This window comes from Paenibacillus sp. NRS-1760, assembly GCF_050467785.1.
GTDB lineage: Bacteria > Bacillota > Bacilli > Paenibacillales > Paenibacillaceae > Pristimantibacillus.
On sequence record NZ_JBITPK010000008.1, the window covers coordinates 276,000 to 300,841 of the forward strand.

At 46.6% G+C, this 24,842-nt stretch carries 22 protein-coding genes; 13 read left to right on the forward strand and 9 right to left on the reverse strand.

The annotated features are described in order from the left end of the window. Positions 1 to 4: 4 nt before the first annotated feature. A complete protein-coding gene (hxlB, locus tag ACIFSR_RS08365; protein ID WP_430056606.1) occupies positions 5 to 562 on the forward strand; it encodes a 6-phospho-3-hexuloisomerase in 558 nt (185 codons plus the stop codon). A 72-nt stretch (positions 563 to 634) separates the two neighbouring features. Here the strand turns inward: hxlB and ACIFSR_RS08370 are convergent, their stop codons facing one another. Beyond that, positions 635 to 2,305, reverse strand: coding sequence for a PucR family transcriptional regulator (locus ACIFSR_RS08370; protein WP_430056609.1), 1,671 nt, complete (start codon positions 2,303 to 2,305; stop codon positions 635 to 637). Between the two features lie 244 nt (positions 2,306 to 2,549). Between ACIFSR_RS08370 and ACIFSR_RS08375 the strand changes: the two genes are divergently transcribed. From ACIFSR_RS08375 to ACIFSR_RS08390, 4 genes are all read left to right on the forward strand, one after another. After that, the gene (locus ACIFSR_RS08375) at positions 2,550 to 3,797 is read left to right on the forward strand and encodes an amidohydrolase family protein (RefSeq protein ID WP_430056612.1); all 1,248 of its coding nucleotides are present in this window, start codon (positions 2,550 to 2,552) and stop codon (positions 3,795 to 3,797) included. A 98-nt stretch (positions 3,798 to 3,895) separates the two neighbouring features. Beyond that, a complete protein-coding gene (locus ACIFSR_RS08380) occupies positions 3,896 to 5,077 on the forward strand; it encodes an amidohydrolase family protein (protein ID WP_430056614.1) in 1,182 nt (393 codons plus the stop codon). Between the two features lie 355 nt (positions 5,078 to 5,432). Then, positions 5,433 to 5,861 (forward strand): SRPBCC family protein, encoded by a 429-nt coding sequence (locus ACIFSR_RS08385; protein WP_430056616.1) that lies wholly within the window; start codon positions 5,433 to 5,435, stop codon positions 5,859 to 5,861. A gap of 1 nt (position 5,862) precedes the next feature. After that, positions 5,863 to 6,243, forward strand: coding sequence for an ArsR/SmtB family transcription factor (locus tag ACIFSR_RS08390; RefSeq protein ID WP_430056619.1), 381 nt, complete (start codon positions 5,863 to 5,865; stop codon positions 6,241 to 6,243). Between the two features lie 331 nt (positions 6,244 to 6,574). Here ACIFSR_RS08390 and ACIFSR_RS08395 read toward each other — a convergent pair whose 3' ends face one another. The 4 genes from ACIFSR_RS08395 to ACIFSR_RS08410 all read right to left on the reverse strand — a co-directional run bounded on the left by ACIFSR_RS08395 (position 6,575) and on the right by ACIFSR_RS08410 (position 11,201). Continuing rightward, positions 6,575 to 7,405: a 1,4-dihydroxy-6-naphthoate synthase gene (locus ACIFSR_RS08395; protein WP_339205540.1), complete on the reverse strand. Its 831-nt coding sequence runs from the start codon at positions 7,403 to 7,405 to the stop codon at positions 6,575 to 6,577. 1 nt (position 7,406) lies between these two features. After that, positions 7,407 to 8,114 (reverse strand): futalosine hydrolase, encoded by a 708-nt coding sequence (locus tag ACIFSR_RS08400; protein WP_430056621.1) that lies wholly within the window; start codon positions 8,112 to 8,114, stop codon positions 7,407 to 7,409. Positions 8,115 to 8,201: 87 nt separating this feature from the next. Then, complete coding sequence (locus tag ACIFSR_RS08405) at positions 8,202 to 9,569, reverse strand: TrkH family potassium uptake protein (RefSeq protein ID WP_430056623.1); 1,368 nt, start codon at positions 9,567 to 9,569, stop codon at positions 8,202 to 8,204. A 36-nt stretch (positions 9,570 to 9,605) separates the two neighbouring features. Beyond that, positions 9,606 to 11,201 carry a histidine kinase N-terminal 7TM domain-containing diguanylate cyclase gene (locus ACIFSR_RS08410; RefSeq protein ID WP_430056626.1) on the reverse strand — a complete coding sequence of 532 codons (1,596 nt, stop codon included), beginning with the start codon at positions 11,199 to 11,201 and terminating at the stop codon, positions 9,606 to 9,608. 419 nt (positions 11,202 to 11,620) lie between these two features. On the opposite strand from ACIFSR_RS08410, the gene ACIFSR_RS08415 reads away from it, so the two are divergent. The 4 genes from ACIFSR_RS08415 to ACIFSR_RS08430 all read left to right on the forward strand — a co-directional run bounded on the left by ACIFSR_RS08415 (position 11,621) and on the right by ACIFSR_RS08430 (position 15,035). Continuing rightward, entirely contained in the window at positions 11,621 to 12,319 is a 699-nt protein-coding gene (locus ACIFSR_RS08415) for a response regulator transcription factor (protein ID WP_430056628.1), read from the forward strand. Between the two features lies 1 nt (position 12,320). Further along, on the forward strand, positions 12,321 to 13,271 hold the full coding sequence (locus tag ACIFSR_RS08420; RefSeq protein WP_430056631.1) for a sensor histidine kinase: 951 nt from the start codon (positions 12,321 to 12,323) through the stop codon (positions 13,269 to 13,271). Positions 13,272 to 13,399: 128 nt separating this feature from the next. After that, on the forward strand, positions 13,400 to 14,332 hold the full coding sequence (locus tag ACIFSR_RS08425; protein ID WP_430056634.1) for an ATP-binding cassette domain-containing protein: 933 nt from the start codon (positions 13,400 to 13,402) through the stop codon (positions 14,330 to 14,332). After that, entirely contained in the window at positions 14,316 to 15,035 is a 720-nt protein-coding gene (locus tag ACIFSR_RS08430; protein ID WP_430056637.1) for an ABC transporter permease, read from the forward strand. The genes ACIFSR_RS08425 and ACIFSR_RS08430 overlap by 17 nt, the downstream gene beginning before the upstream one ends. A 58-nt stretch (positions 15,036 to 15,093) precedes the next feature. On the opposite strand, the gene ACIFSR_RS08435 is transcribed toward ACIFSR_RS08430, so the two are convergent. The 4 genes from ACIFSR_RS08435 to ACIFSR_RS08450 all read right to left on the reverse strand — a co-directional run bounded on the left by ACIFSR_RS08435 (position 15,094) and on the right by ACIFSR_RS08450 (position 19,591). Next, positions 15,094 to 17,361 (reverse strand): PAS domain S-box protein, encoded by a 2,268-nt coding sequence (locus ACIFSR_RS08435; RefSeq protein WP_430056640.1) that lies wholly within the window; start codon positions 17,359 to 17,361, stop codon positions 15,094 to 15,096. A 167-nt stretch (positions 17,362 to 17,528) separates the two neighbouring features. After that, positions 17,529 to 18,014 (reverse strand): hypothetical protein, encoded by a 486-nt coding sequence (locus ACIFSR_RS08440; protein ID WP_430056642.1) that lies wholly within the window; start codon positions 18,012 to 18,014, stop codon positions 17,529 to 17,531. 173 nt (positions 18,015 to 18,187) lie between these two features. Then, on the reverse strand, positions 18,188 to 18,691 hold the full coding sequence (locus ACIFSR_RS08445; RefSeq protein WP_339205534.1) for a hypothetical protein: 504 nt from the start codon (positions 18,689 to 18,691) through the stop codon (positions 18,188 to 18,190). Between the two features lie 138 nt (positions 18,692 to 18,829). Further along, positions 18,830 to 19,591, reverse strand: coding sequence for a hypothetical protein (locus tag ACIFSR_RS08450; RefSeq protein ID WP_430056645.1), 762 nt, complete (start codon positions 19,589 to 19,591; stop codon positions 18,830 to 18,832). 283 nt (positions 19,592 to 19,874) lie between these two features. On the opposite strand from ACIFSR_RS08450, the gene ACIFSR_RS08455 reads away from it, so the two are divergent. From ACIFSR_RS08455 to ACIFSR_RS08470, 4 genes are all read left to right on the forward strand, one after another. After that, a complete protein-coding gene (locus tag ACIFSR_RS08455; RefSeq protein ID WP_339205532.1) occupies positions 19,875 to 20,093 on the forward strand; it encodes a hypothetical protein in 219 nt (72 codons plus the stop codon). A gap of 454 nt (positions 20,094 to 20,547) precedes the next feature. After that, entirely contained in the window at positions 20,548 to 21,951 is a 1,404-nt protein-coding gene (locus ACIFSR_RS08460) for an MATE family efflux transporter (RefSeq protein WP_339205531.1), read from the forward strand. A gap of 196 nt (positions 21,952 to 22,147) precedes the next feature. Beyond that, on the forward strand, positions 22,148 to 22,681 hold the full coding sequence (locus ACIFSR_RS08465) for a YceI family protein (RefSeq protein ID WP_430056648.1): 534 nt from the start codon (positions 22,148 to 22,150) through the stop codon (positions 22,679 to 22,681). A gap of 130 nt (positions 22,682 to 22,811) precedes the next feature. After that, complete coding sequence (locus tag ACIFSR_RS08470; RefSeq protein WP_430056651.1) at positions 22,812 to 24,815, forward strand: GTP-binding protein; 2,004 nt, start codon at positions 22,812 to 22,814, stop codon at positions 24,813 to 24,815. Positions 24,816 to 24,842: the final 27 nt, after the last annotated feature.

Genomic DNA, 24,842 nt, shown 5'->3' on the forward strand with positions numbered 1-24,842 from the left:
AAGGATGCTTAAAGAGAATAATCTAGCTGCTATCATGCAGGAGCTGAATCAAGCCTCGGGTCAGCTGTCAGAGGATCAATTGGGGCTGCTCTCTGAGGCTGTTGGCTCGGCAAGACGCGTATTCGTGGCAGGAGCTGGCCGCTCGGGACTGATGATGCGGGCGTTCGCGATGAGACTGATGCATCTCGGCTTGGATGTGTATGTCGTTGGTGAGACGGTTACGCGCAGCTTGAGTAAAGGTGATTTGCTTCTAATTGGCTCCGGCTCTGGCGAGACAAAATCGCTGGTGCCGATGGCGGAGAAAGCGCGAAGCTTGGAAGCCGCGGTAGGCGCGTTAACCCTCTCGCCGGCATCGACGATCGGCAATTTGGCTGACATCGTCGTCAAGCTGCCAGGAGCCCCGAAGGATCAGGCAGCGAATGAAGCGGCTACGATTCAGCCGATGGGCTCATTATTTGAGCAAATGCTGCTGATTGTATGCGACGCTATTATTTTGCGATTGATGGAGAAGCAGGCGTTAAGCGGACAAGCGATGTATGGCAATCATGCGAATTTAGAATAGCTGTAGTTTAGAAGGGACTTTCTCTAGGGCGCAATGCGGCCAGGGATCGTCCCTTTTTTTATTTCTAACTTTCTAACGACTAGGATCTATTCGTAATAGCGGCTCGATAGCGAAGGCGATACGGAAGCGAAGGCTTTCAGTGGGATCTTTGAGCTTAATGCCCATCAGCTTCTCGCATTTGTCCAATCGATAAATAACCGTATTGCGGTGCACAAAAAGCCGTTTAGACGTTTCGACGAGCTGGCATTGTGTATCGTAATACATATTCAGCGTCCGCATCAGTTCCTTTTGCTCGGTTTCTTCAATAGTAGAGAAGCATTGAAAGGTTTCCTCGTAAAACTGCTTCAGCTCATCATCGGGAATCATACGGAAGAGATAGCTGATATCCTTGGATTGATAGGACTGAACAAACCTCGTTTTTTTCATCTGGTAACCGATTTGCAGCGCTTTGACTGCCTCATTATACGACAGCCCGATATCAAGTACGTTAGTAACCGGATTGCCGACGCCAAGCGAGATGCTAAGCTGGGATTGCTCAAACAGCTGAGATGTCATAGCGGATAAATGCTTGAGGAACGTACCCTCCTCCCACTTGGACTCTTGAATGAACAAGAGCATCCCGAACAAATCATTTTTGGTAAACATGACGAACACTTCACCCAGCAAGGAAAAATGGCGCTTAATCAGCTCATATTGCACATCCCTCTCAGAGATCAGGCGCTCGTCGAACAGAGCCGCAGCATTAGTTGTTTGGCTCACTCTAGGGTTTGTCTGTTCATCTTTTTTTGCAGCTAAAAGCAGATATTTCCCTTTTTGCTTGAGACCGTATTTTTTGCCGCGATGCAAAGCTTCTTGCTCAGAACCGATAAAACCATCAATTAAATCGGAGAAAAATTCATTTTTGTACCGACGTGAACGCTCCTTTACCGCCTGCAGCTTCGACATCTCCATGCCTATGACGTTAGAGGCCTGCTCTAGCGTTAAGTCATGTTGGTTTGATGAGGCTTGTTTGGGCTGAAAGGTAATCAAATAACCCTCATGCCTATAGGTGAATATCGGATAGATCGCTACATGGCGGTATTCGTGTAAAGCGGGATCAAGCAAGCAGTGGTGTGCTGCAGTTTGAAGAGAGGGCTGGCTGCTTAGAACGGTTTCGACTGCTGATACGAGAGGCAGAAACTTAGGCAGCTTGAAGTGATGCGAGTGAGACGTAACCTGCAGCTTGCTGCTAAGCAGCACAACAGGCGAGTGAAGCAGCTGCGTAAGGGCAGTTACAATTTCGGGAATACCGTTTCCTTTCATGATCATTGAAGCAAATTGTTTGTGGACGGTTAGCGAATGCTGCAGCTCATCATTTTTATTATCTAAAATAACGCTGGTCGAGCGCTGCAAGATTTCTCCGAGCGAATGCTCAACCGAAGAGACTTCGATAATCGGAAACGGGATACGATCGGCCGCATCCTTGATCTCTTGGGGAATGTCGAGGGCAAAACGTCTCGTCTTTACCGCTAGGCCAGAGCATTTCAATTGATTCATCTTCAATATAAGATCGAGTAGAGCTTCAGGATTTTCCTTCATAAAGTAGCCGTTTGTAAGCAGCAGCTCGCCAGGCTTTAAGAAATGAATGATGTCGGGGGCATCCATAATATTAACGGTTTCAACGACACGGGATAAGCCGCTGTGGCCTGCAATGACCGTTGATCCAGAAAATATTGGGTGTAACAGCAATTGTTCGAGCAGCATTCTTATTCATCCCTCTCCGGTTTAGTTCCTGATATAAAAGCTAGCAGTATTCAAGAATGCTGTAAAGAATATGTTAGACGTTTCATCTAAAAATATAAATAAGATTTGTATTGAACGTACAATGACAGTTCGTGGGCAAGCAGGTATGCTCTTTTCAAGGGTTTACATGCCAAATAACAACTGACGGGTGAGCCTCTCCGTAAGGCTTGTCTCATCGTCCACATGATAATCGGAGGTGAGGACATTGCTGGATTTACTCCTTACACAAGTTCGTTTACAGAATGAAACAAGGCTCATGGATATTGGAGTGCGGCAGGGAAAGATCGAGTATCTAGCGCCAAGCGGGAGCGAATTTGTACCCGAAGCACAGCTCATAGAGCTCGCTGCTGGCGGGATGCTGCTGCCGGGTTTTGTAGAGCCGCATATTCATTTGGAAAAGTCTTATCTGCTCTCGCGAATGGCTCAGGAAGCAGCCTCTTTATCTGAGGCGATTCGCATGACCGCGGATATGAAGCATGACTTCACCCCGGCAGATATGGAGTTACGTTCGCTTGCTGTTATCCGTGAAGCGATTCGCAGCGGAGTCACGCATATGCGCTGCCATGTGGAGGTTGATCCTATCCTTGGTTTGACAGCCTTTGAGGCTGTGCTTGAGCTGAAGGAGAAGGTGAAACACGCCCTTGATATACAAATTGTAGTGTTTCCTCAAGAGGGCATATTCAAAAGTCCAGGTACGGCTGAACTCATGGATGAGGCCATGCGTTCCGGAGGCGATGTGGTAGGCGGCATTACGTATCAGGATGATGACCTTGAAGCGCATCTGCAGTATGTATTTGAACTTGCGGAGAAATACGGCAAGCCGATCGATTTTCACGCCGATTTCTCGGATAACCCCGAACAGCTTGCAATTGTTAAAATTGCTGACAGAACAATTGCAGCAGGGATGCAAGGCCTTGTATCCGCAGGGCATGTAACCTCGCTCGGTTCGCTGGAACGCAGGCAAGCGGAAGTTGTTACTGATCTGATTAAGGAAGCCGATCTTCATATCATGACACTGCCGGCCACTGACTTGTTTATTGGCGGCAGAGGTGATCAGGAGAAGCAGCGACGCGGGCTAACACCAGTAGGTATGCTGCTTGAGAAGGGGGTGAACGTTGTTGTCGGCGTTAACAATATACGCAACCCGTTTACTCCGTTTGGCAAAGCTGATCCGCTGGAGATCGCATGGCTGCTTGCAATAACCGCATATATGGGCGGTGAAGGCGATGCTCGCCAATTGATTAAGATGCTGACAGAGGGAGCCGCAAGAGCGCTCGGGATCAAGAGCTATGGACTGCAGCTGGGCTCAGAAGCTGATATGGTGTTATTTGCAGAACCGTCCGAACGGGACATTCTGCTCGGTAAGCCGGAGCACAGAACGGTATGGAAACGTGGTGTTAAGGTGGCAGAGACCCATGTCACGAGCAGCTTGCAAGTTTTTTTACAAGCCTAAGCGTTGATATAGAATGCCCGTATAAATACAAGATGCTCGTATGATAGCAGCCTAATTAGGCGTATATTAATCCAATAAAATGGCAGAGGATGGAAAAGATGAAAATCACACAACTAAATCGAGTTCTTATTAATGATCGTTTATTTGATATGACACTAGACTTGCAGAAGGGTACGATTTCAAAAATAACGCCAAGCAATAATGATTCTGCTGGCGTGAACACGGGTAGCGTAAGGGATGCTGAGGGATTGCAGTATTTGCCGGCGACGACCGATATGCATATCCATTTGGACAAACATTTTTTGGGTGAGCCGTGGAAGCCGCTGCAGCCTTTTATCACATTGCCCGGACAATTGGCGTTTGAGAAGTCCATGCTGGCTTCACTGCCGACTACGGCAGCCGAGCGTGCACGTCGTCTTATCGATTTGCTCCTCAGCCATGGCACCACCAAAATTCGGACGCATGTAGATGTTGATCCAGAGCTCGGCATCTCGCATTTGGAGGATGTGCTAACGGTGCGGGAAGAGTACCGTGGAGTTATGGAAATGGAGATCGTAGCTTTCCCGCAGCAGGGACTGCTTCGATCCGATTCCTTGCAGGTAATGAAGGAAGCTATGCGTGCTGGAGCCGAATATGTCGGCGGTGTTGATCCGGCGGGGCTTGATCGCAAAGTCGATCGTAGTCTTGAAGCCATGTTTGAGCTTAGTGCGGAGTTTAATGCTGGCGTTGACCTTCACTTGCATGATCCCGGCCACTTAGGCCTATATACGATAAGCCGCTTTGCTGAACTGACGGCACAAGCGGATAAAGGAGGAAGAACAGCAGTCAGCCATGCGTATTGTTTAGGGCAAGTGAGCGAAGGAGAGTCCAAAGAACTCGCTCAGCAGCTTAAGGCAAATGACGTAGCGATCATTACGAGCGTTCCACTCGATAGACCAATGCCTCGCGTAGATCAGCTTGTAGCAGAAGGGGTTCGCGTACACGTCGGCTCGGATAATATTCTCGATGCATGGAGCCCTTTCGGCAACGGGGATTTGCTTGCAAGAGGTGCGAAGCTGGCAGAAAAATTCGGCTGGATACTTGATGACGAGCTGCTGCAAACCTATCCGCTTATTGCAGCGGGGACACTTGCGCCCAAGGCAGGCGATCCTGCCAGCTTTATGCTGGTGGCTGCGCTGAATGCGAAGCATGCGCTGGCATATGCTCCGGCTCGCACCGCGGCTTTCTCTAACGGGAAGCTGGTAGGCGGCAAATGGGCGGAAGCGATGACGATGGCATAAGCACAAAAAGTGAAACAACTCAGTACTGCCGCTCGTTCAAATGGTGTTCATTATTTTTCTGTATGACAGTGCAGTGGCGCCAAAAGCTTCGATAGGGCAAGTAGCAAATTCGGATCGGACGTTCGACATGCGTGTTTAGTTTAAAGTAAGCAGTCGTTTGGCTCGCTCCATGAATTGAGTCAGGTTCTATACTACGATATGAAATAAGGGAAGAGTTAAATGGGTAAACTAGCGATTGGCTTGGTTTACCTATTTGACGTGCAACCAAAAGGTGTTATATAATCTCGTTACGAAACCAAATGGTTTCATATTATTGTCTATAAACTGCCAAGATACATTAAATGGAGGTCATGAGTTGGAAAACAATAATACACAAAGTACGCTGTCTGATATTAGACAAACGCTGATACTTAATGCGCCGATTCAAAAAGTATGGGATGCAGTTGCGACATCTGAAGGTATTGCCGCATGGTTTATGCCGAACAATTTTCAAGCGGAGCTCGGTTATGAATTTCATTTGGAAGCGGGGCCTTTCGGAAATTCCCCTTGCAAAGTAACCGTGCTTGAACCGCCGACGCGCCTTACCTTTGAATGGGGCAAGGATTGGTCGCTCAGCTTCGAACTGTCTGATTTGCAAGGTAAAACGGAATTCACCCTTGTTCACTCTGGCTGGGATGTGAACAAAGTTACTGAGTTCGGACAGTCGCATGCAGAGGTTCGTGATCGCATGTCAGGCGGCTGGGTTGGTCTTGTTCAGAAACTTAGCACTTATGTAGAGGCCTAATATGGCTGAGCCCGCACCAAAGCATGATGTGTTTCAGGCTATTGCTGACCCAACGCGTCGCAAGCTGCTGCATTTGCTTGGGGATGAGGAACTGCCGGTTACCGTTATAAGCGGTCATTTCACGATGAGCCGTACGGCGGTTTCGAAGCATTTGCGTGTTTTGGCGGATGCTGGACTTGTGAAGGATAGGAAGGTTGGACGGGAAACACGTTACCGGCTTGACCCTGAGCCTCTCCTTGAGCTGAAGCGATGGCTGGCCTATTATGAGCGTTATTGGGAAAATAAACTGTTTGCGCTTAAGCGCTTTGTCGAAGCAGATGAAGATTCTTCTGCGGAGCCGTTTGGCCCGCTTACGGTTATAGAAAAGGATTCCAGCAAGTAAGGTCAGAGTGTGGCTGTAAAAGAAGAGGATGCTCCTATCGTAGATTTTTCTACTTTAGGTGCAGCCTCTTTTTTGATGTGTGGACTAAACAGATCGGTTTGCGTGTGAAAACAAGGTAGTGAAAAGTAAGGCAGCGCTTTTGCTCTGTTGAAGCCATTATAATAGAAAACCCCCAATTCGTCGGAATTGGGGGTATTGTTGTTAATCTTGCCGCAAAAAGCGCAGCTCACAAGCAGAGGTCTGATAAGTCACTACATTGCAGATAAGTGCAGTGTAGATAAAAGCAGGTCTGCTACGAAAATATATGAGCTAGTTTCTAAATAGCGTTACACTAGCGCAGCAGTGACAAGTCGAAGCTTGGGACGAGCCCCTCTTCAGCAGCACGGCCAAGCAGTGCAGTTATCGCGGCATACCCGTCTTCACCAAGATTTCCAGTAAACTCATTGACGTATAAATCGATGTGCGCCTGCGCAACGTCTGGTGAGAGCTCCTGCGCATGCATCATAATATAGGGGCGAGATTCCTCGGGATTAGCCCATGCATATTCAACGGATTCGCGAACCCAATTGGTAATCGCATCTGTGTCCAATGAGCGCTTAGCGATGATGGCCCCAAGCGGAATAGGCAAGCCTGTGTCTGATTCCCACCAGCTGCCCAGATCAGTCAGCATGCTGAGTCCATATGTGGGATAAGTAAAGCGGGCTTCATGAATAACGAGACCCGCATCGATTTGGCCATCGCGAACAGCAGGCATGATTTCGTGGAAGGGCATGACGACAATTTCGAGATCCCCGTTCGGAATATGCTGAGCCGCCCATAATCGGAATAAAAGATAAGCGGTTGAGCGCTCACTTGGTACAGCTACTCGTTTGCCTGCTAGATCAGCAGCACTTTTTATTTCCCCGGCAGTTAATACGAGCGGTCCGCAGCCTCTGCCCAGTGCGCCTCCACAAGGTAGAAGCTTGTAATCTTCCAACACCCAAGGGAGTGCAGCGTAAGATATTTTCATGACTTCGGGTCCTTTGCCTTTTGCAGCCCAATTGTTCGTAATATCGATATCGGCATAGGTAACGTCCAGCTCAGGTGCACCTGGAATAAGCCCGTGCGCCCAAGCATGGAAAACGAAAGTATCATTTGGACAGGGTGAATAAGCGATATTCATTTTAAAAAACCTCCCGTATGGCTTTACTAGCTGCTTCTAATGAGGCTAATGCTTCTCCAATGCGCCACGCGGAGCGATCCCGCGGTCCAACCGCATTGGATATCGCGCGAATTTCAGTAACTGGAATACCAAGTGCGGACGCAGCTACTGCAACGCCATGGCCTTCCATTCCTTCCGCAGACGCGCCGCTGATTCGTTTGCTTAGCGCAGCAGTGGTCTCAGCCGTACCTGTTGCTGTTGTAACGGTAAGAATAGCGCCGCTGCAAACCGTTAAGCCCGCTGATTGAATAGCAGCATACAAACGATCATTCCAAGTCGTGCTTACAGCAATACGTGCTGATCCGAACCCCAGCTCGTCCAAGCTAAGGAAACCATCCTGCGTCTCGGCCCCTAGGTCAGCAGCTACAATGAGATCGGCAACGACTAATGAGCCGATCTCTGCTTTTCCGACAAAACCGCCGCCAATACCAGCGCTTATGACCAAATCGTAGGATTCAACTGCAGCAGTTAAGTACGCCGCTGTACGTGCTGCCGCCGACGCTGCGCCTACTCCAGCTGTTATGACGTCGACACGGTTTAACCCATCTAGCCCACGAAGAACCGCATCGCGCTCGGCATCAACCGCAGTCACGATCAGCACTCGTTTACTGCTATGGCGCCATTTCTCACGAGATTCCAGTATCGAATCGTTATGTGAATTTTTAATCATGATGACGTTAACTCCTTTAGTAGCCTTCCGGAACGACTAGCCTTTAGCTATCGTATCATTCACTAGATTATTGATGCAAATGCGAGCTTACCCAATCGTGATCTTGCCTTCAGGGTAGCGGTAGAGCTCTTTTTTGGTACGTGTATTAAGCGCAAAGGCCAACGTGACAGGCCCTAGCCGTCCGACAAACATAAGCAAAATAATAATAATTTTTCCGATTTCGCTCAAGTGGCTCGTTAGTCCTGCTGACATGCCCACCGTACAGTAGGCTGAGGTCGCTTCAAACAATATGGCAAGAAAAGACCCTGTCTCCGTGATGGAGAGGAGCATGGTCGCCCCGCAAATAATCGAGAACGCAATCATGGTGAACATAATCGCTTGATGAATTTGGGTTTTGGAAATGCGATAACGGAACAAGACGACATCTTCTTTTCCCCTCATCATCGCTACGATTGCTCCAATGAGAATAGCGAAGGTCGTTACACGAATACCGCCGCCCGTTGAGCCGGGGCCCGCGCCGATAAACATAAGCAGGATGATGAAAAACTGTGTAACCTCTCGCAGCATGCTGGGATCAACCGTACTTAAACCAGCTGAACGAGCTGTAACCGATTGGAACAAGGCGCCAAAAACTTTTCCAATTGCGGATAGCGGGTGAAGCGTACTGGAATTGGAAAACTCCAAGGCAAAAATAACAATCGCGCCAACTACGGTGAGAAGGCCGGTAACTGATAAGACAACCTTGCTATGTAAGCTGAGCTTTCTGTTTTTTGGATAGTTCACGAGCTCTGATATGACGATAAACCCGATTCCGCCAAAAAAGATCAGCAGCATCGATACGATATTTACAAACGGGTCCTCCACGTAATGGATGAGACTGCTTGCCCGTTCGGGAAATTGGGAAAACAAATCAAAGCCAGCATTGTTGAAAAAAGAAATACTATGGAAAATGCCAAAATAAATCGACTTCCCGACCGGCATTTCCAGCATGAAATAGCTGCTAAGCAGTACCGCTCCGGTTAACTCGATGACTAGAGCGTAGAGTAGAACTTTACGAATCATGCGTACGATGCCTTCTGTCGAACCATAGTTCATGGATTCTTGCAGCACGAGCCGCTCCCGAAACGAAATGCGCTTGCGAAACAGCAAAGCAAATAAGGTTGCCATCGTCATAAAACCTAATCCGCCGATTTGGGCTAATGCGATGATGACAACCTGACCGAATGTGGAAAAATGAGTGCCGGGATTTAATACAGTAAGTCCTGTTACGCAAATTGCGCTGGTGGACATAAACAAAGCATCCAGATAAGAAAGCGAAACGTCATTCGAATAAGATATAGGCTGCGATAAGAGCTCGGCGCCAATCAATATAAGAAATATAAAGCCGAAGGTCATCACTTGCGGAGGACTTGGCCGAAAACGCAATATGTCGCGCAAGGCGGCAAATTTAAACATGAAGTCATCCCACCTATCTCTTTCATGCTAGTATGGTTATTTTTGTTGATTTGCATGTACACGGTCCTGATTGGATAAATGCACAGCGTTTCTTCCGCTATGCTTGGATTGGTAGAGTGCCACGTCTGCTTCACTTAATAGCGCTTCAAGCGGAACATCGGCGGATATTGCCTCAGCGACCCCGAAGCTAGCGGTTATGGATATCGCTCTAGCCGCGCTGTAGAGCGGATTTCCGGCAATGGCTGCACGGAGCTGCTCAGCGATTTGACCAGCTTGTATAAGTGATGTATTCGGCAAGCTTATAGCGAACTCTTCTCCGCCATAACGTCCGAATAAGGCATCAGCAGGGAGCGTTTGCTGGCAAATCATTACGACATGCTGTAATGCAAAATCGCCTAAGCTATGCCCATAACGGTCGTTGATTTGTTTGAAATAATCGATATCAAACAAAATAAACGAAAGCGGCTGCTTCGTTTGATGGGCAGAGGAAAGAAGCTGTCTGCTTTTTTCCATAAAGAAGGTTCGATTATAAATAGAAGTAAGCCCATCAATTTCCGCGAGATGGCGCAGCTTATTCTGAAGCAGCGTGTATTCCGTCACATCGATCATCACGATGGTTCTGCCAGCAAGCTGGCCATTTGGCTTTAATAGGTTGGAGGCTCTTATCCGGTAGTAGAACGTTTCCCCGCCTCGAATCCATTTGAACTCCTGCTCGTACTCTCCGGTTTCGTCCATTCCGAAGGAAAAGGCGCCTGATTCGGCTCCGCGCTTCCAAATGTGATCCAGCTTCTGGCCAATCGCTAAAGGAGTAAGCGCAGGAATAATCGTTGTGGCTGCGCCATTAAAGTCCATGATTTGATTTTCTAAATTAAGAACGAGAACGCCGTCGCGCATACTCTCAAAGATATGCTCCCGCGCGATAGGCGCAACGGTCAGCAGCGCAGTCGAGAATATGGATGTGACATACAATATGGATGTCACACACATAAGAATCGGAACAGGGTCCATCCCAAGCGGAGTTTGACCAAGGACATACATAAGCGCCCCTAACATAGGGAGCGAAATGCCTACTGCCAGTGTGAGCATTTGCTTGCGATAAATGGATTTTGTCTTCTGCCAATGACGCGCCAATATAAACAAGCTGGCGAGCATAGATCCAAAAGTGTATCCGCCATGTACGTAATACCAGATGCCAGGCACTACATCCACCACTGTTGTAGCAACATGAGGCCGCAAATATAAGTTTTTATAAAAGAGATTATGATATTCGTTGGTAGTGACCATGAGCAGCGTTATGGCAGGAATAACGAATAAGACCCATGATTTTTTGAACGTATTGAATTTATTTAGCCCAACATAATGCATGATGAGCAGGAGGCTGCAAGGAGCGATAAAGGGCATGCCTATATATTCAATGTTTAACCAAAAGCGGATTTCTTGAAGCGAATCGCTGGCAAGCTCAAATGCGAAAGCAAAGGTGTATACGGCTGATAGAACGGTCATCCACATAAACACGCTCATGCCTGAAAATTTATTCTTGTTGTAATAAGCATATATGGCAAGCAGCACGCTAAGAACGCCTGAAATAATGACAATAATAATGTACTGTGACATAGGGGAATTCATAGTCATGACATAAGCGACTCCCATTATTGCGGAATGATCGTACGTTTGAACGCATAAAGGATGTGTACACACTTTACTATATTAACTTATTTTTCTGTAAAATAAATACTGTCTTAAAAGAAACTGTACTGCAAAGAGAAACGCTTCGACGTCCTCAGGACGCTGAAGAAGCTTCGTCGATGAAATAGCAGCCTCTTATAAGATAACAATTTATGAATGCTAATATTTCAAAAAAAGTAGAATTTGCATATCAAATGTAATATTTCAGTTTACATCTGTCCGTGAACAGCGTCAACATCAATACATAAATATACGAGGAAGCAGTGATAAATTGGGGATTTCTTTACATTTCGAATTCTTAAATTTTATAATTGAATGAATAATTTATAAGATAAAGCTTAGGCAACTCAAGGGAGAGATCTTACATGTCAGGCAGCTTGTTATTAATAGAGGACGATGTTTCAATTAGTGAGATGGTAAGGGATTATTTGAGCAATGAAGGATATAAGGTCATTACCGCGAAAGATGCGGTGGAGGCAGCGATTCGGTTCGATGAGATGACCTATGAGCTCGTGCTGCTTGATTTAATGCTGCCCAAGGGGAACGGATTGGATTTGCTTCAGCACTTCCGTAAACGGAGCCGTGTTCCGATCTTAATCCTTTCGGCTAAGGACGGCGAGGTAGATAAGGCGCTGGGCCTGCGATTCGGCGCAGATGATTATATAGCGAAACCTTTTTCACTCATGGAGCTGTCAGCTCGTGTGCAGGCTGCGATTCGCCGTGCGACGCAATATGCGGTCATTCCTGAGCAGTTACAAGCAGAGTTGCTTAACGTTGGTGAATTATGTATAGACCCAAGCAATTTTACCGTGACGAAGCGCGGCGAGCTGCTGAAGCTGACAGCTAAGGAGTTCCATATTTTAAAGCTGTTTGTTCAGCATCCAACTCGGGTGTATACGAAGGCACAAATTTATAGCTTATTATGGAATGAAGAGTACTATGGTGATGAAAATGTTATTAATGTACATATGCGCAGACTGCGTGAAAAAATCGAGGACGACCCTTCTAACCCCATATATATTCGCACGTTGTGGGGTATTGGTTACAAGCTGGGGGAGATGTAGCATGGCTTGGTATGGATGGTTAATGCTGCTGCTCCTGCTCGTACTGCTGATCGTATGCAGCTTGCAGGCAGCGAGAAACCGCGCCTATCGACGTGACATCATGTATATTCATGACTATTTGAGGCGTCTTTCAATAGCTGATAAGGGCGGTAAGCTGCTGTTTGTGACGGATTCACTAGAACTCAGACAATTGCAGGAAGGAATAAACGAGCTGGTCATACAAGCTCGCAAGTCGTCAGCCGACTATGCTCGTACGGAGCAGGCGATGCGTAAAATGCTGGCAAACGTTTCGCATGATCTCAAAACGCCGCTTACGGTTGTACTTGGCTATGCAGAAGCATTATCTCGGAATAGTGAGCTGCCCGCTGCAGAGCGGGAACGGCTGCTTCGGCATGTCCACGGCAAGGCGCTGGAGGTTATCCAGCTAATGGATAAATTTTTTGATCTGTCGAAGCTGGAGTCGGGCGATATCGAGATGCCGCTCACCCGCTTTGATGCAGGGGAAATATGCCGACATAGCTTGCTTGCTTATTATGATATTTTGACTTCGCAAAGGATTGAAGTTGATATTCAAATTCCAGAGCGGCCTCTCTGGGTATACGCGAATGCAGAGGCACTGGAGCGAATACTCGATAATCTCGTTTCCAATGCTTTGCGTTATGGCTCGGATGGCAACTATTTAGGTGTACAGCTATACGAACGCGGCGAGTTTATATTTATAGAAGTGGTGGACAAAGGCAAAGGTATTCGTGATGAGGATCAGGATCGGATTTTTGAGCGGCTTTATACATTGGAGGATTCGCGCAATCGCGAGGTGCAGGGCAGCGGACTTGGCCTTACGATAACGAAGCGGCTCGTGCATCGTCTGCAAGGAGAGATTGTGGTTCATAGCATACCAGGCAAGCGTACAAGCTTTACAGTTAAATTGCGTGCAGCCGCTGAGCTCAGGTAAGGGGAGCGAATATAAAGGTCGGCAACTTAAGAATTAAGTAAGATTTGAGTAAGAAAATAGAGAAGAGACCGCTGTAAGATAAGGTTATTGGAGCAAGCAAAACAAAAAGAGAAAGTTGAGTGTTATCAATGTCCGACATTATTAGAACGCGGCGATTGTCCAAAGCCTATCAGGGAATAGAGGCTGTGTCCCAGGTTAATATGTCAGTGAAGCGTGGCGAAATATACGGCTTTCTGGGTCCGAATGGCGCTGGTAAAACTACGGTGATGAAGATGCTACTTAATTTAATTAAGCCGACGGAAGGAGAAATCGAGTTGTTCGGGGAGCTGCTTACACCGGGGGTGATTGAGCCGCTGAAACGAATTGGTCACATTATCGAAACACCTGTATTTTACGACAGGCTGACTGCGGAGCGCAACTTGGAGCTGCATGGCGAATATATGGGCCACTACAATCCCAAGGCCATGCGCGAAGCGCTAGACCTTGTACAGCTGCGCGGGATCGAGAAGAAGGAAGTTCGGCAGTTCTCGCTCGGAATGAAACAGCGGTTGGGCATTGCGCGTGCCATCTCGACGAGACCGGAGCTGCTCATCCTCGACGAACCGATTAATGGACTTGATCCAGCTGGCATTCAGGAGATGAGGGTATTATTTAAACGTTTGCGTGATGAGTTCGGAATGACAGTGCTTATCTCCAGCCATATTCTTGCCGAGATTGAGCAAATCGCTGACACTGTTGGTGTAATTGATGGAGGCCGCCTCATTCGTGAAGTGTCAATGGAGCGTATTCGCAAAACGCAGACACAATATATCGAGATCGTGACGGATGATGTTGCACGTGCGGCATATGTACTGGAGAACCAGCTTGGCCTGCGCAACTTTAAGGCAATGGAAGGGCGGATCATACGCGTGTATGAGGCGAACATCCAGCCGATTGAAATATCTAAGCAGCTCATCTTGCAAGATGTAGGCGTTGAATCGATCAATCGTCGTCATGATTCGCTTGAAGAGTACTTTTTCCAAGTGATTAAAGGGGGCGATGAGCATGCTGCATCTAATTAAGCTTGAAATGAAGAAAGGCAGAATGTCCAGTTACGTATGGGGAGCATTGATTGCATTCGCAGTGATTGCCGGATTTTCCACACTTTTTTACTTTGTCGAGAGAATAGAATCCATATCCGAAGTAAACGTGTCCGAAGTAGGCAGTGTTTTTGAAAGCTATGCCAATATGTTTTTTATGAATGATACGCTTGTTCGCGCTACATTTATCATCTATGCTTCTGTTTTGTTAGCGAAGCTTGTTATTAGCGAGTACCAGAATAAAACGATGTCGCTGTTGTTTACTTATCCCGTTAGCCGTAAAAAACTAATCTTCGCTAAACTAATTATGGTAGCTGTATGGGCGTTTACATGCATCATTATCGCAAATGCTCTCTTAACCGGCTACATTCTTTTATTGAATTCAATATTTGGTTATATCGATGAAGCGATTACAATCCAGTTGCTTGGCAGCCAAGCGCTAAACGTAGTTATACAGGCAATTGGAGCTGCTGGCATGAGCTTGCTTCCATTAGTTTTTGGATTGTGGCGGAAGTCGGTTCCTGCGACGGTCGTATCGTCCATTCTCGTCGTCTCCATCGTTTGCTCCAATACACAAGGATTTACTTTAAGCTCGATTGTTGCAATTCCTTTGGTTTTGGCAGCTGTTGGCGTTTTACTAGCGTACCTCTCATTTCGCAATGTAGATTTGGTTGACGTGGAATAGGGGATCTAAAAAGAAATTAGTGTAGGGAAATAAATAAAACGACCAGCTAGGGATATCCCTAGCTGGTCGTTGGCAATGATATTTCAACGCAGGTGCCTGAGCCGAGCTCGCTGTGGAACACAATGGTGCCCTTATGCGCAGCGATAATCTGTTGGCTTACCATAAGGCCGAGACCATTTCCGCTCGTTTTTTTCGTAAAGAAAGGCTCTCCTAGGCGAAGCAAATCACTCTCGGCAATTCCGCAGCCTTGATCGATAAATTGCAGGATGATTACTCGATTTGCATCACACGCCACTTTCACGGAGAGTATGCCGCCGCTGGTCATCGATTCAATGCCGTTTTTCATAATATTTACGAAAACCTGCTTCAGCTGATTAGCCTCGCCAATCACCTCAGGAAGCTCGGCTTCCGCGAGCAGGGCAAGCTGCACATTGCTCATCTTTGCCTCTGAATCGAGCAGCATCATAATATCGCCAACGAGGCGGATGATATTCACAGGCTGATAGATCGTGGCCTGCGGCTTAGCGAATACGAGAAACTCGCTCACGATCATATTAATCTGATCGAGCTCGCCAAGCATAATCTCAAGATGAGCTGGCGATAACGAGCCGGTCTGCTTGTGCAGCTGTACAAAGCCACGCAGTGTCGTAAGTGGATTGCGAACCTCATGCGCCACGCCCGCAGCAATTTGACCAACGACCGATAGCTTCTCAGACCGCCTAATGATCTCTTCTGTTTGTTTGCGCGAAGTAATATTCCGAGATATAGTGGCAATCGCAATAATGGTGCCCAGCTCGTCGCGAATAGGTGAAATCGTAATGCTGAGATCGATGAGTTTGCCGGATTTACTGTAGCGCACAGTTTCATAATCCGTTACAGAGCCGCCTCGCAGTACAGTAGCCTCAAGCTCTTTGTGTGAGCTTAAGTAGTCTCGCGGAACGTTATCAAGCGTGATGCCAAGCGCTTCTTCTTGGCTCCAGCCGTACATTTTTTCAAAAGCGATATTGACCTGTATGACATGGCCTTCCAAATCAGTGACATGAATGGCGTCCGATGTATGATTGACGAATGATTCCAAATACTGCTTCGTGCTTTGCAGCTCTTCCGCAGCAGCTTTAAGCTGAGTTGTATAATGATTTAGATTATTGCCCATCGTATCGACACGAGAGGCAAGCAAGCCTAATTCATCCTCGCTGCGAATCGTTATGACTTCCCCAAAATCACCTGCAGCAATCGCATTTACTTTACGTATAACTTGATTGAGACCGCGCAGCATGAAGCCGGCTATGAAATAGCTCGCAATCATCGTAATAAGCACGAGTCCAAGTGAAATGACAAATTGCATAACCAACAGCTGATTAACGGGCTTTTGAATCGCTTTCTGATCAAAAACGACGCTAAACACATAGTTTTTGTTCGTCTTAATCGGGATAAAGTTTTTGATAACGGGAACGCCATTGATGTTTCTTTTGACGGTAACGCTCTTACCGGTTTTATTGACTTGTTGAATATTTAAAAAATCGTTTGATTGATCCTGATAGTTATAGTCGCCAAACGGGATGGCTCGAACGTCGAGGTTGTAAACGGGAATGCCTTGTTTGTATTTAATAATTTTGTCCTTGCCGTAAAACTCAAGGTCGAATCCGGTAACTTCTAGAATATCGGATTGATCGGCAATGATCTTGTTAACGATTGCATCTGTCCCAATGGTATAGTCGAAATCAAGCAGCACCTGAGCGTTGACGTATGGATTGATGATATAGTTTGTTGAACCGTCATAGTAATAGCCCCATTTGCGAATTTCGGACGGATCCGACGTTGAGAAATTAAACGGGCCTGACCAGAAGTTTTTGAGCTTCTGACCTTGCACAATGTTTACTTCATGTTTGTCGAAAAGCTGTAAAAAGGCAACATGCCAATAATCCCAGGTTTTTGAGCTCATATTGATTTCATTGGGATCTGAGGAGCGTTTCGCAACAACATCGTTTCCAAATCGCTGCCATAATGTAATATGATCGACGCCAAGCTGAGCGCTAAGCTTTACGAGCTGCTCATTTGTTACATTTTTAATTTCGGGATCCAGCTGTGACTTTGCCGCTAGAGAGGCAATGCGCAGCTTGTCGCCAAGCGTGTCCTCCATGTACTGGCGGGCGTTCTCTGACGCTTCGACCGTACTGCTTATTTGCTTTGCAATATTAGTAAACTGAACTTCTAGATTAGCCTCAGCTTCAGTTTTTGTTGTGTAGTAATAGAGCAAGGTGCTTAGTGTCAGTATGACAGCTACTATTATGGATATGGAGAAGGATAGCTTAGCTTTAATCGACAAAAATAATTCCTCCCACGGTCTAAGATGCTCCTACTTACAATTAGACACGGAATGACAAAAATCCTGTTTAGTCGCACAGAAAAAAGGAGAAACAGCAATCGTTTCTCCTTTTATTAAGCAATACGGATTTTGGTACCTATGAACAAACATTCGTTGCCATGTATCGGCTAGGCGCGTGAGAATTGCTCTTCTTCTAAGTACTGCTCAGCTTCCTCGTAGGTCTCGAAAGCGGATTCCAGATTCAAGTCGGCATATAGATACCAAAGATCTTCTTCAAACAGCAGGGTTAGCACAGCATTGTCCGGTCCGATCCAGCGCTCTTCTTGCGGTGCCTTTTGCTTTTTCTTTTTCTTCGATTCCGGTTTCTCTGGCGGTTCGATGGATAGAGAATGGATCGATTTCTCAATAAGCGAGCGAAGCTCTTCCTCGTTGTAATCGCGAATGTTGACTAGGCCTTTGTCATCGGTTGCTACACCTTTAACTAAGCCAGCGAAAACATAACCGTTTCCGTTCGGATGCAGATGGTGCACGACCGACTTTTTCTCATGTGCGCTTTCTTCGTAATGGAAGTTAGTGCGGCCAAGAGAAACATCCTTCCGTTCTAATTCAGGAAAGCCTTCAATTATTGCAAGCTTTTGTTCAAAAGACAACATCTTTTATTTCCTCCTAAAGGTTTGCGAAGCAAACCACTTCGTAAGCATAATCTTAGGTTTGCGAAGCAAACCACTTCGTAAGCATAATCTTAGGTTTGCGAAGCAAACCACTTCGTAAGCATGTGCTTAGGTTCGCGATGCATGTGATTATACCATACCATAGGAGGGAGTTGTTAGATGTCTTTCTTCTTCGTCAGCAGGATAACAGCGCCGCAGAGAATAAGGATGATCGCAATGATCGGCTGGCTGAGTAAAAACTTGCTGTAGAGGGAGCCAATGGAGAAGACGGCGAAGAAAAGAATAGACAACACAGTCAAAATGTTAATGGGAATAAGCAGCCATTTGTTCCGATTGCCGAACCAATAAAATTCAAACAAGCCAATGGCAACGGCGAGGATAAAGCCCGGCCACATGTACCCCCAATTGTTGAATAACATAGCGATCTGACAAACGACACCTGCAGTGAACAAAATGCCTCCCGGAATTAATAGGCCTGATCCACGTCTGCCAATCATGGAGAAGTACAGCCAGTGGAAGAAAAGCCCAACGGGTATGACGAATAACGATGGCCAGAAGTAAGCAAATATTTTGCCTGGGCCAAATTCTTCGCCTTGGTTTAGAAATAATACAGCTCCGAGCAGCAGGAGGACAAACCCGCTAATGGTTTTTAGCTTCATTGTTTTATTGCACCCCAATCAACGTTTTATTAGCTGAATTCAGCATAGCATACATTGAAATTAACTGTCCTCCTGCTGTAGGTAAAATGGTTAGCTGGACTAAAGTCTAGTACTCACTCCTCCTCTGCATAGGGGTAGTCAGTGCTGGATTACAATTTGTCGCTCCGAGGGATGCAGAGAAAAAGCTTCATCTATTCCGTCGGGGATAATGCTTAGCCGCTCAGACAGGCGATTGCCCTCAAAGGCCATCATAAAGGGAATGCCCAGTATGGCTAAAATAACGAGTAGAACGCCAGTATGGCGCAATTTGCGCAGCCAAGGGCGGTAAACAGGTGGTGCCTCCGCTGCAAGCTGGTTGCGGTGAGTTTGAAGCATCCAGACGATGCAAGCAATAAACAAAAAGAAGGTGGTCGTCATTGTCACGAAAGACCAGCGGAATGAATGAGGCGGAATAAAAGCAAAATAAAGCATGGCAAATGAGCAAAGCGGTGCTAGCTGAAAGGGAACAATAAGTACGGGATCGGATGCTTGGCGGCGCCGTGCTACATCATTAGCATTATCAGTCCGGGCGTTCGTTCGCCGTATGAGCCTGCGCATTTTTGGGTAAGAGCCAAACCAAATGAGCAGCACTGGAATGATAGCAAACGGCGTGTGAATGAGCAGCCGATGTGTCCAAAACTGAGGATGCGTCATCGAAGCCAGTATTAAATCTGCCCCAGCAATTCCTACCGTAAGGAAGCTTAAGCAAATAGACCAAAATAACAGCTTGCGTGTTTTGTAATTAAGCTGCTGCTCGGTTTGGCTATAAGCCAGTTTTGATGCTTTGGCAGCAACTATTAATGAAAAAATGACAAAGAGCATTAACGTGCCGAGTTCAAAATAAATGAATAAATAATGCATGGAATGAGCCCCCTGAAAGTAATGATAGCACCATATACAGTTATATTATAGAAGCGATTTTACTAGTCGTTATACATCTTATCTAGTTCATCTGCTATGCAAAACCGCCGTAAGTCGGAACGAAGTACTAGACCTCTGGCGGGGAAAAAAGTCGAAGAAGCGCAAATGGAATCGAACAATACAAAATGCGGAAATAGTTCCTATGAAACGACATTTTACACCTCTTGTTTAGTTCTATGAAAGCGCTACAATTAAGGTAATAAGAAGTAGGAGGTGAATAAACATGAGCCAAGAAGAAGAAGTAGTTCAAGAAGGCGTGGAAGAAACCGCTGAACTGATTTCGGAAGAGGCTCCAGCTGAAGAAGTAGTAGAAGCTGTTGAGGCTGAACTGGAAGAAGAAGTGGAAGAAGCTGCTGCAGCTACGGAGGAAGAATCCTCTGAGGAAGCAGAAGAAGAGTCAGCTGAAGAAGAAGCAGCTGAGGAAGAGTCTGAAGAGCAATAATGATATCTATCATTTTATATTATAAAGAGAAAGACTGTTCTTAGGTTGCTATGGCGACCCAAGCACAGTCTTTTTTTATTGTAAAGAAGGCTGGCTTATACTTATTTCTTAGATCTATTTTTAAAAACCACGATTAAACCGCCAATAGAAATGCCAACTATAGCCCACGCTGCAATAAACAATATTGAATTCATGAGGTACACTCCTTATTTGTTACTGTATTGCTGAATAAAATTAGACACTAATTATAACATGTTTAATAGTTGATTTTTCTTTCTAACTGTGAATCTTCTGCTTCTAAAAAGGCAGCGACTCGGCATCATAGGAAGATTGTTTTAGTAGAAGAAATACAAAAAAATTATTTATGTAAAGGTACGATTCTAACGTGCAATAAGCTATTTTATATGCTACGATACCTTGTGTTTTATTTTTTATATTAGAAGAAGGTGACAGCATGACAACAGCAGAGGCTGGTAATGGAACAGGGCAAAAGGATCAGAAGGGCTTAAGCTTATTTTTTCTGACATGGCCCATATTTTTAGAAATCTTTTTGTTTATGCTGATGGGTATTGCAGATACGCTGATGCTGAGTGCTATTTCGGATAATGCGGTATCCGGCGTTGGAGCATCAAATCAATATTTGCATATAGCGATCTTACTATTGGAGGTAATCGGCAATGGGGCATCCATAGTCGTTGCGCAATATATCGGTTCTCGCAAGTATGTAGAAGCTGCCAAAATATCAGCGCTCGCAATCTCGCTCAATCTAGTAGTCGGGATTTTTATAAGCCTTATGTTCGTGTTGTTCGGCGGGCATTTGCTGCAAACGTTAAATTTGCAAGGTGAAATACTTGAACATGCGAAAAGCTATTTAGCCATTGTAGGCGGCATGATTTTCCTTCAAGCTATCATCAACTCGATATCTGCCATTATTCGTGTACACGGTTTTACAAAGGAAGCGATGTTCGTATCTCTTGGCATGAATATCGTTCATATTATCGGAAACTATTTGCTTATTTTCGGGAAATTCGGATTTCCAGAGATGGGAGTCCAAGGTGCGGCGCTGTCATCGGTCATTAGCCGTGGTTTAGCGCTCATCGTCTTCTTCTGGATGCTGTACCGGATTATGTCAGTACGAATTGAAATCAAATATTATATTGCATTGTCCAAGGAGTATATCCTCAAAATACTAAGAATCGGCATTCCGTCTGCATTGGAGCAAGTGATGTATCAGGCATGCCAAATCGTATTTTTGTATTATGCTACGTATCTTGGCGCGGCCTCCTTGGCGGCGAAAAACTATGCGAATAACATTTCGATGTTTACGTATCTGTTTGCCTTCGCAATTGGCATGGGTACTGCGATCATCGTAGGCAGGATGGTTGGTGCAGGCGAGCAAACGATTGCCTATCGTCAAGTATGGAAAAGCGTGCGCTGGGCAAGTGCCGTAACCTTGCTTGCCGTATTGCTCGTTATTTTGTTCCGCGAGCCGCTTATGCGAATGTTTACGGACGATGAGGAAATTGTTCGGCTGGGCATAAATGTGCTCCTGCTGAGCATCGTGCTGGAGACTGGCCGTACGATTAATATCGTGCTTATCAACTCACTGCGTGCATCAGGCGATGCAAAGTACCCTCTGTATATCGGAATGGGTTCTATGGTCGCAATGAGCTTGCCGCTTGGCTACTTCTTCGTATTCCAGCTTGATCTGGGCCTCGCTGGTATTTGGTTGGCGATTGCAGCAGATGAATGGCTGCGAGCCGTTATTATGTTCTTCCGATGGAAGAGTAGAAAATGGGAGAAATATGGGCTCGTTAAGCGTGATAATAAGGAGAAATCCGCAGTTTTGCAGGGTTAAGATGAGCTGAGGCAATGCTGCTTGCTCAAATCATAAGGAATAATGGACATCAGAGAAGTTTAACCACTTCACTGGTGTCTTTTTTTTGTAAATACAATTGACATAAATAGGATTACGCAATAAGATATAAATATACATAATATAAGTTAGTAAGTTTTAAAAAGTAAGTTAATATTTTTATTGGAGGAATTTTAAAATGGCAAAATCACAATGGACGGTTGATTCCACGCACAGCAGCATCGATTTCTCGGTAAAGCATATGATGATCGCAAAAGTAAAAGGTACTTTTCATGCGTTTGAAGCCAATATTTCCGCTGATGCGCATGACCTGACTTCAGCTGATATCCAGCTTACGATTGATCTTGATAGCGTGGACACACGCAACAAGGATCGTGACGCACATTTGCGCAACAATGATTTTTTTGATATCGAGCAGTTTCCGAAGCTTGTATTTACTGCAACGGCAATCACGAAAACAGACGACGGCGAATATTCCGTTGTTGGCGATGTGAGCCTTCATGGCGTGACACGTTCCGAGAAATTTGTAGTCAGCTTCGAAGGCGCAGGCAAAGATCCTTGGGGCAACGATAAAGTAGGCTTTAGCGCGACGGGCAGCCTGAAACGCAGCGACTACGGCTTAACGTATAATGCTGCTCTTGAAACGGGCGGCGTGCTCATTGGCGACGAAGTGAAGATTTCAATCGATATTGAAGCGATTCATCAAGGCTAATGGATTAAGAAGCATATTTATTAACGGCTCATCGGGCATTTGCCCGGTGGGTCGTTTTTTGTTGCTGTAAAACGCTTTCAGCGGTAGGATAAGTAAAGGAACAGCTAGTGAGAGTAAGGGGATATGCAATATGGAGCCAAATGCTTCAACACATATAAGGAACATCGGAATATTTGCTCACGTTGATGCGGGGAAGACGACCACAACAGAGCAGATTTTATTCCATAGCGGTCGCATTCGTTCGCTTGGCAGCGTGGATGCAGGCACGTCACAGACGGATTTTTTAGAAGTGGAACGCTCAAGAGGCATATCAGTACGTGCAGCTGCAACCCGTTTTACTTGGCAAGGGGTAACGATCAACCTGGTCGATACACCGGGGCACGTCGATTTTCTCTCTGAGGTCGAACGATCACTGCGCGTCATGGATGGAGCGGTGCTTATTCTGTCGGCAGTGGAGGGTGTGCAGGCACAGACAGAAGTCATATGGCATGCACTGCGAGAACGAAACATTCCAACGCTTATTTACGTGAACAAGCTGGACCGAATCGGTGCAGATCCAATAGGAACGATCCAGCAAATTAAGCGTTTGTTATCCAATCAAGCAGCGCCAGTTCAGGCTCCACTTGGTATCGAGGATAGTTTCAGCGGTGCAGTTAGCCTACTCGTTTCGGGAATATCAGGGAGTGAGACAGAGGAAGCGCAGCGTTATTTGCAACTGCTGGAGGAAGCCGTGGCAGAGCAAGATGAATCGTTGCTTCTTCAATATTTGGACAGCGGCACACTGCCCAAAGCAGAACTGAATCAACTGCTGCCTGCGCTTACGCAGCGCGGTGAATTATTTCCAATTCTTTTTGGCGCATCGAATCGTGGGATAGGCATCGAGCCTCTCATGCAAGCGATGATTACGCTGCTGCCGCCGCCCCAAATCGTCTCAGACGGTCCGGTGTCGGGCGTCGTATTCCGTATTGAGCGCGATGCAGCGATGGGCAGAATCGCCTATGTCCGCCTGTACAGCGGGGTGATTCGCAATCGTGATTCCGTCTATAATGAGACGCAGCAGATCGAAGAGAAAATTACGCAGATTCGCAAAATCGATGGGCAAAAGGCCGAGGATGTAGGGCTGCTCGCAGCAGGCGATATTGCAGCGGTCTGCGGCTGGACTCAGGCGCGCATTGGCGACATTATAGGCAGCGCCGAGTTTGTGCCCGGTGAGACGCGGATGGCTGTTCCGCTGCTGACGGTACAGGTGCGCTGGAGCAACGAAGCCGAATATCCGGCTGTCGTTGCGGCGCTGCATGAGCTTGCTGATGAAGATCCGCTGCTCGATTTGCAGTGGCTGCAGGAGCAGCGCGAGCTGCACCTGAAAGTCATGGGGCCGATTCAGATTGAGGTGCTCACGCATGTGCTGAACAATCGGTACGGCTTAAAGGCTGAATTCGATCAGCCATCGGTTATCTATAAAGAGACGCCTGCTCAATCAGGCGAGGGTTTCATTGCCTATACGATGCCGAAGCCATGCTGGGCAATTCAACGGTTTCATATTGAGCCTGGTGAGCGCGGGAGCGGGATAACGTTTAGCTCTGTTGTCCGATCAGAGCGGCTGCTTGACCGCTATCAGAACGAGGTGGCAAGAAGCGTGCCCGAAGCGCTTCAGCAGGGGCTCTTTGGCTGGGAGGTAACGGATATAAAGGTTACTCTCGTTGAGGGTGAACATCATGTATGGCATACGCATCCGCTAGATTTTGCAGTGGCAACCCCGATGGGCATTATGGATGGCTTGTCGCGTATTGGAGTAAAGCTGCTGGAGCCAATGCTGTCCTTCCGCCTCTCTGCCCCAGAAGAGACGGGCGGCAAGCTGATGAACGAGCTCATTCTAATGCGAGGTGAGTTTGATACGCCAGTCGTCAGGCAGGAGAGAATGGAAATTGAAGGGATCATTCCTGTTGCTACGTCGCTCGAGTTTCCTGCGAGATTTGGATCGCTTACCAAGGGCAGAGGTGCGCTAGCAACCTTCTTCGCCGGATATCGCGAATGTCCGCCTGATATAAAGGCGGAACGGGTAAGACGAGGCGTCAATCCGCTGGATCAGTCAAAATATATATTAGCTGTTCGAAATGCGCTTTCCAGCTCATAGCCGCAAGAAGTAGAAGGAGAGGATTTT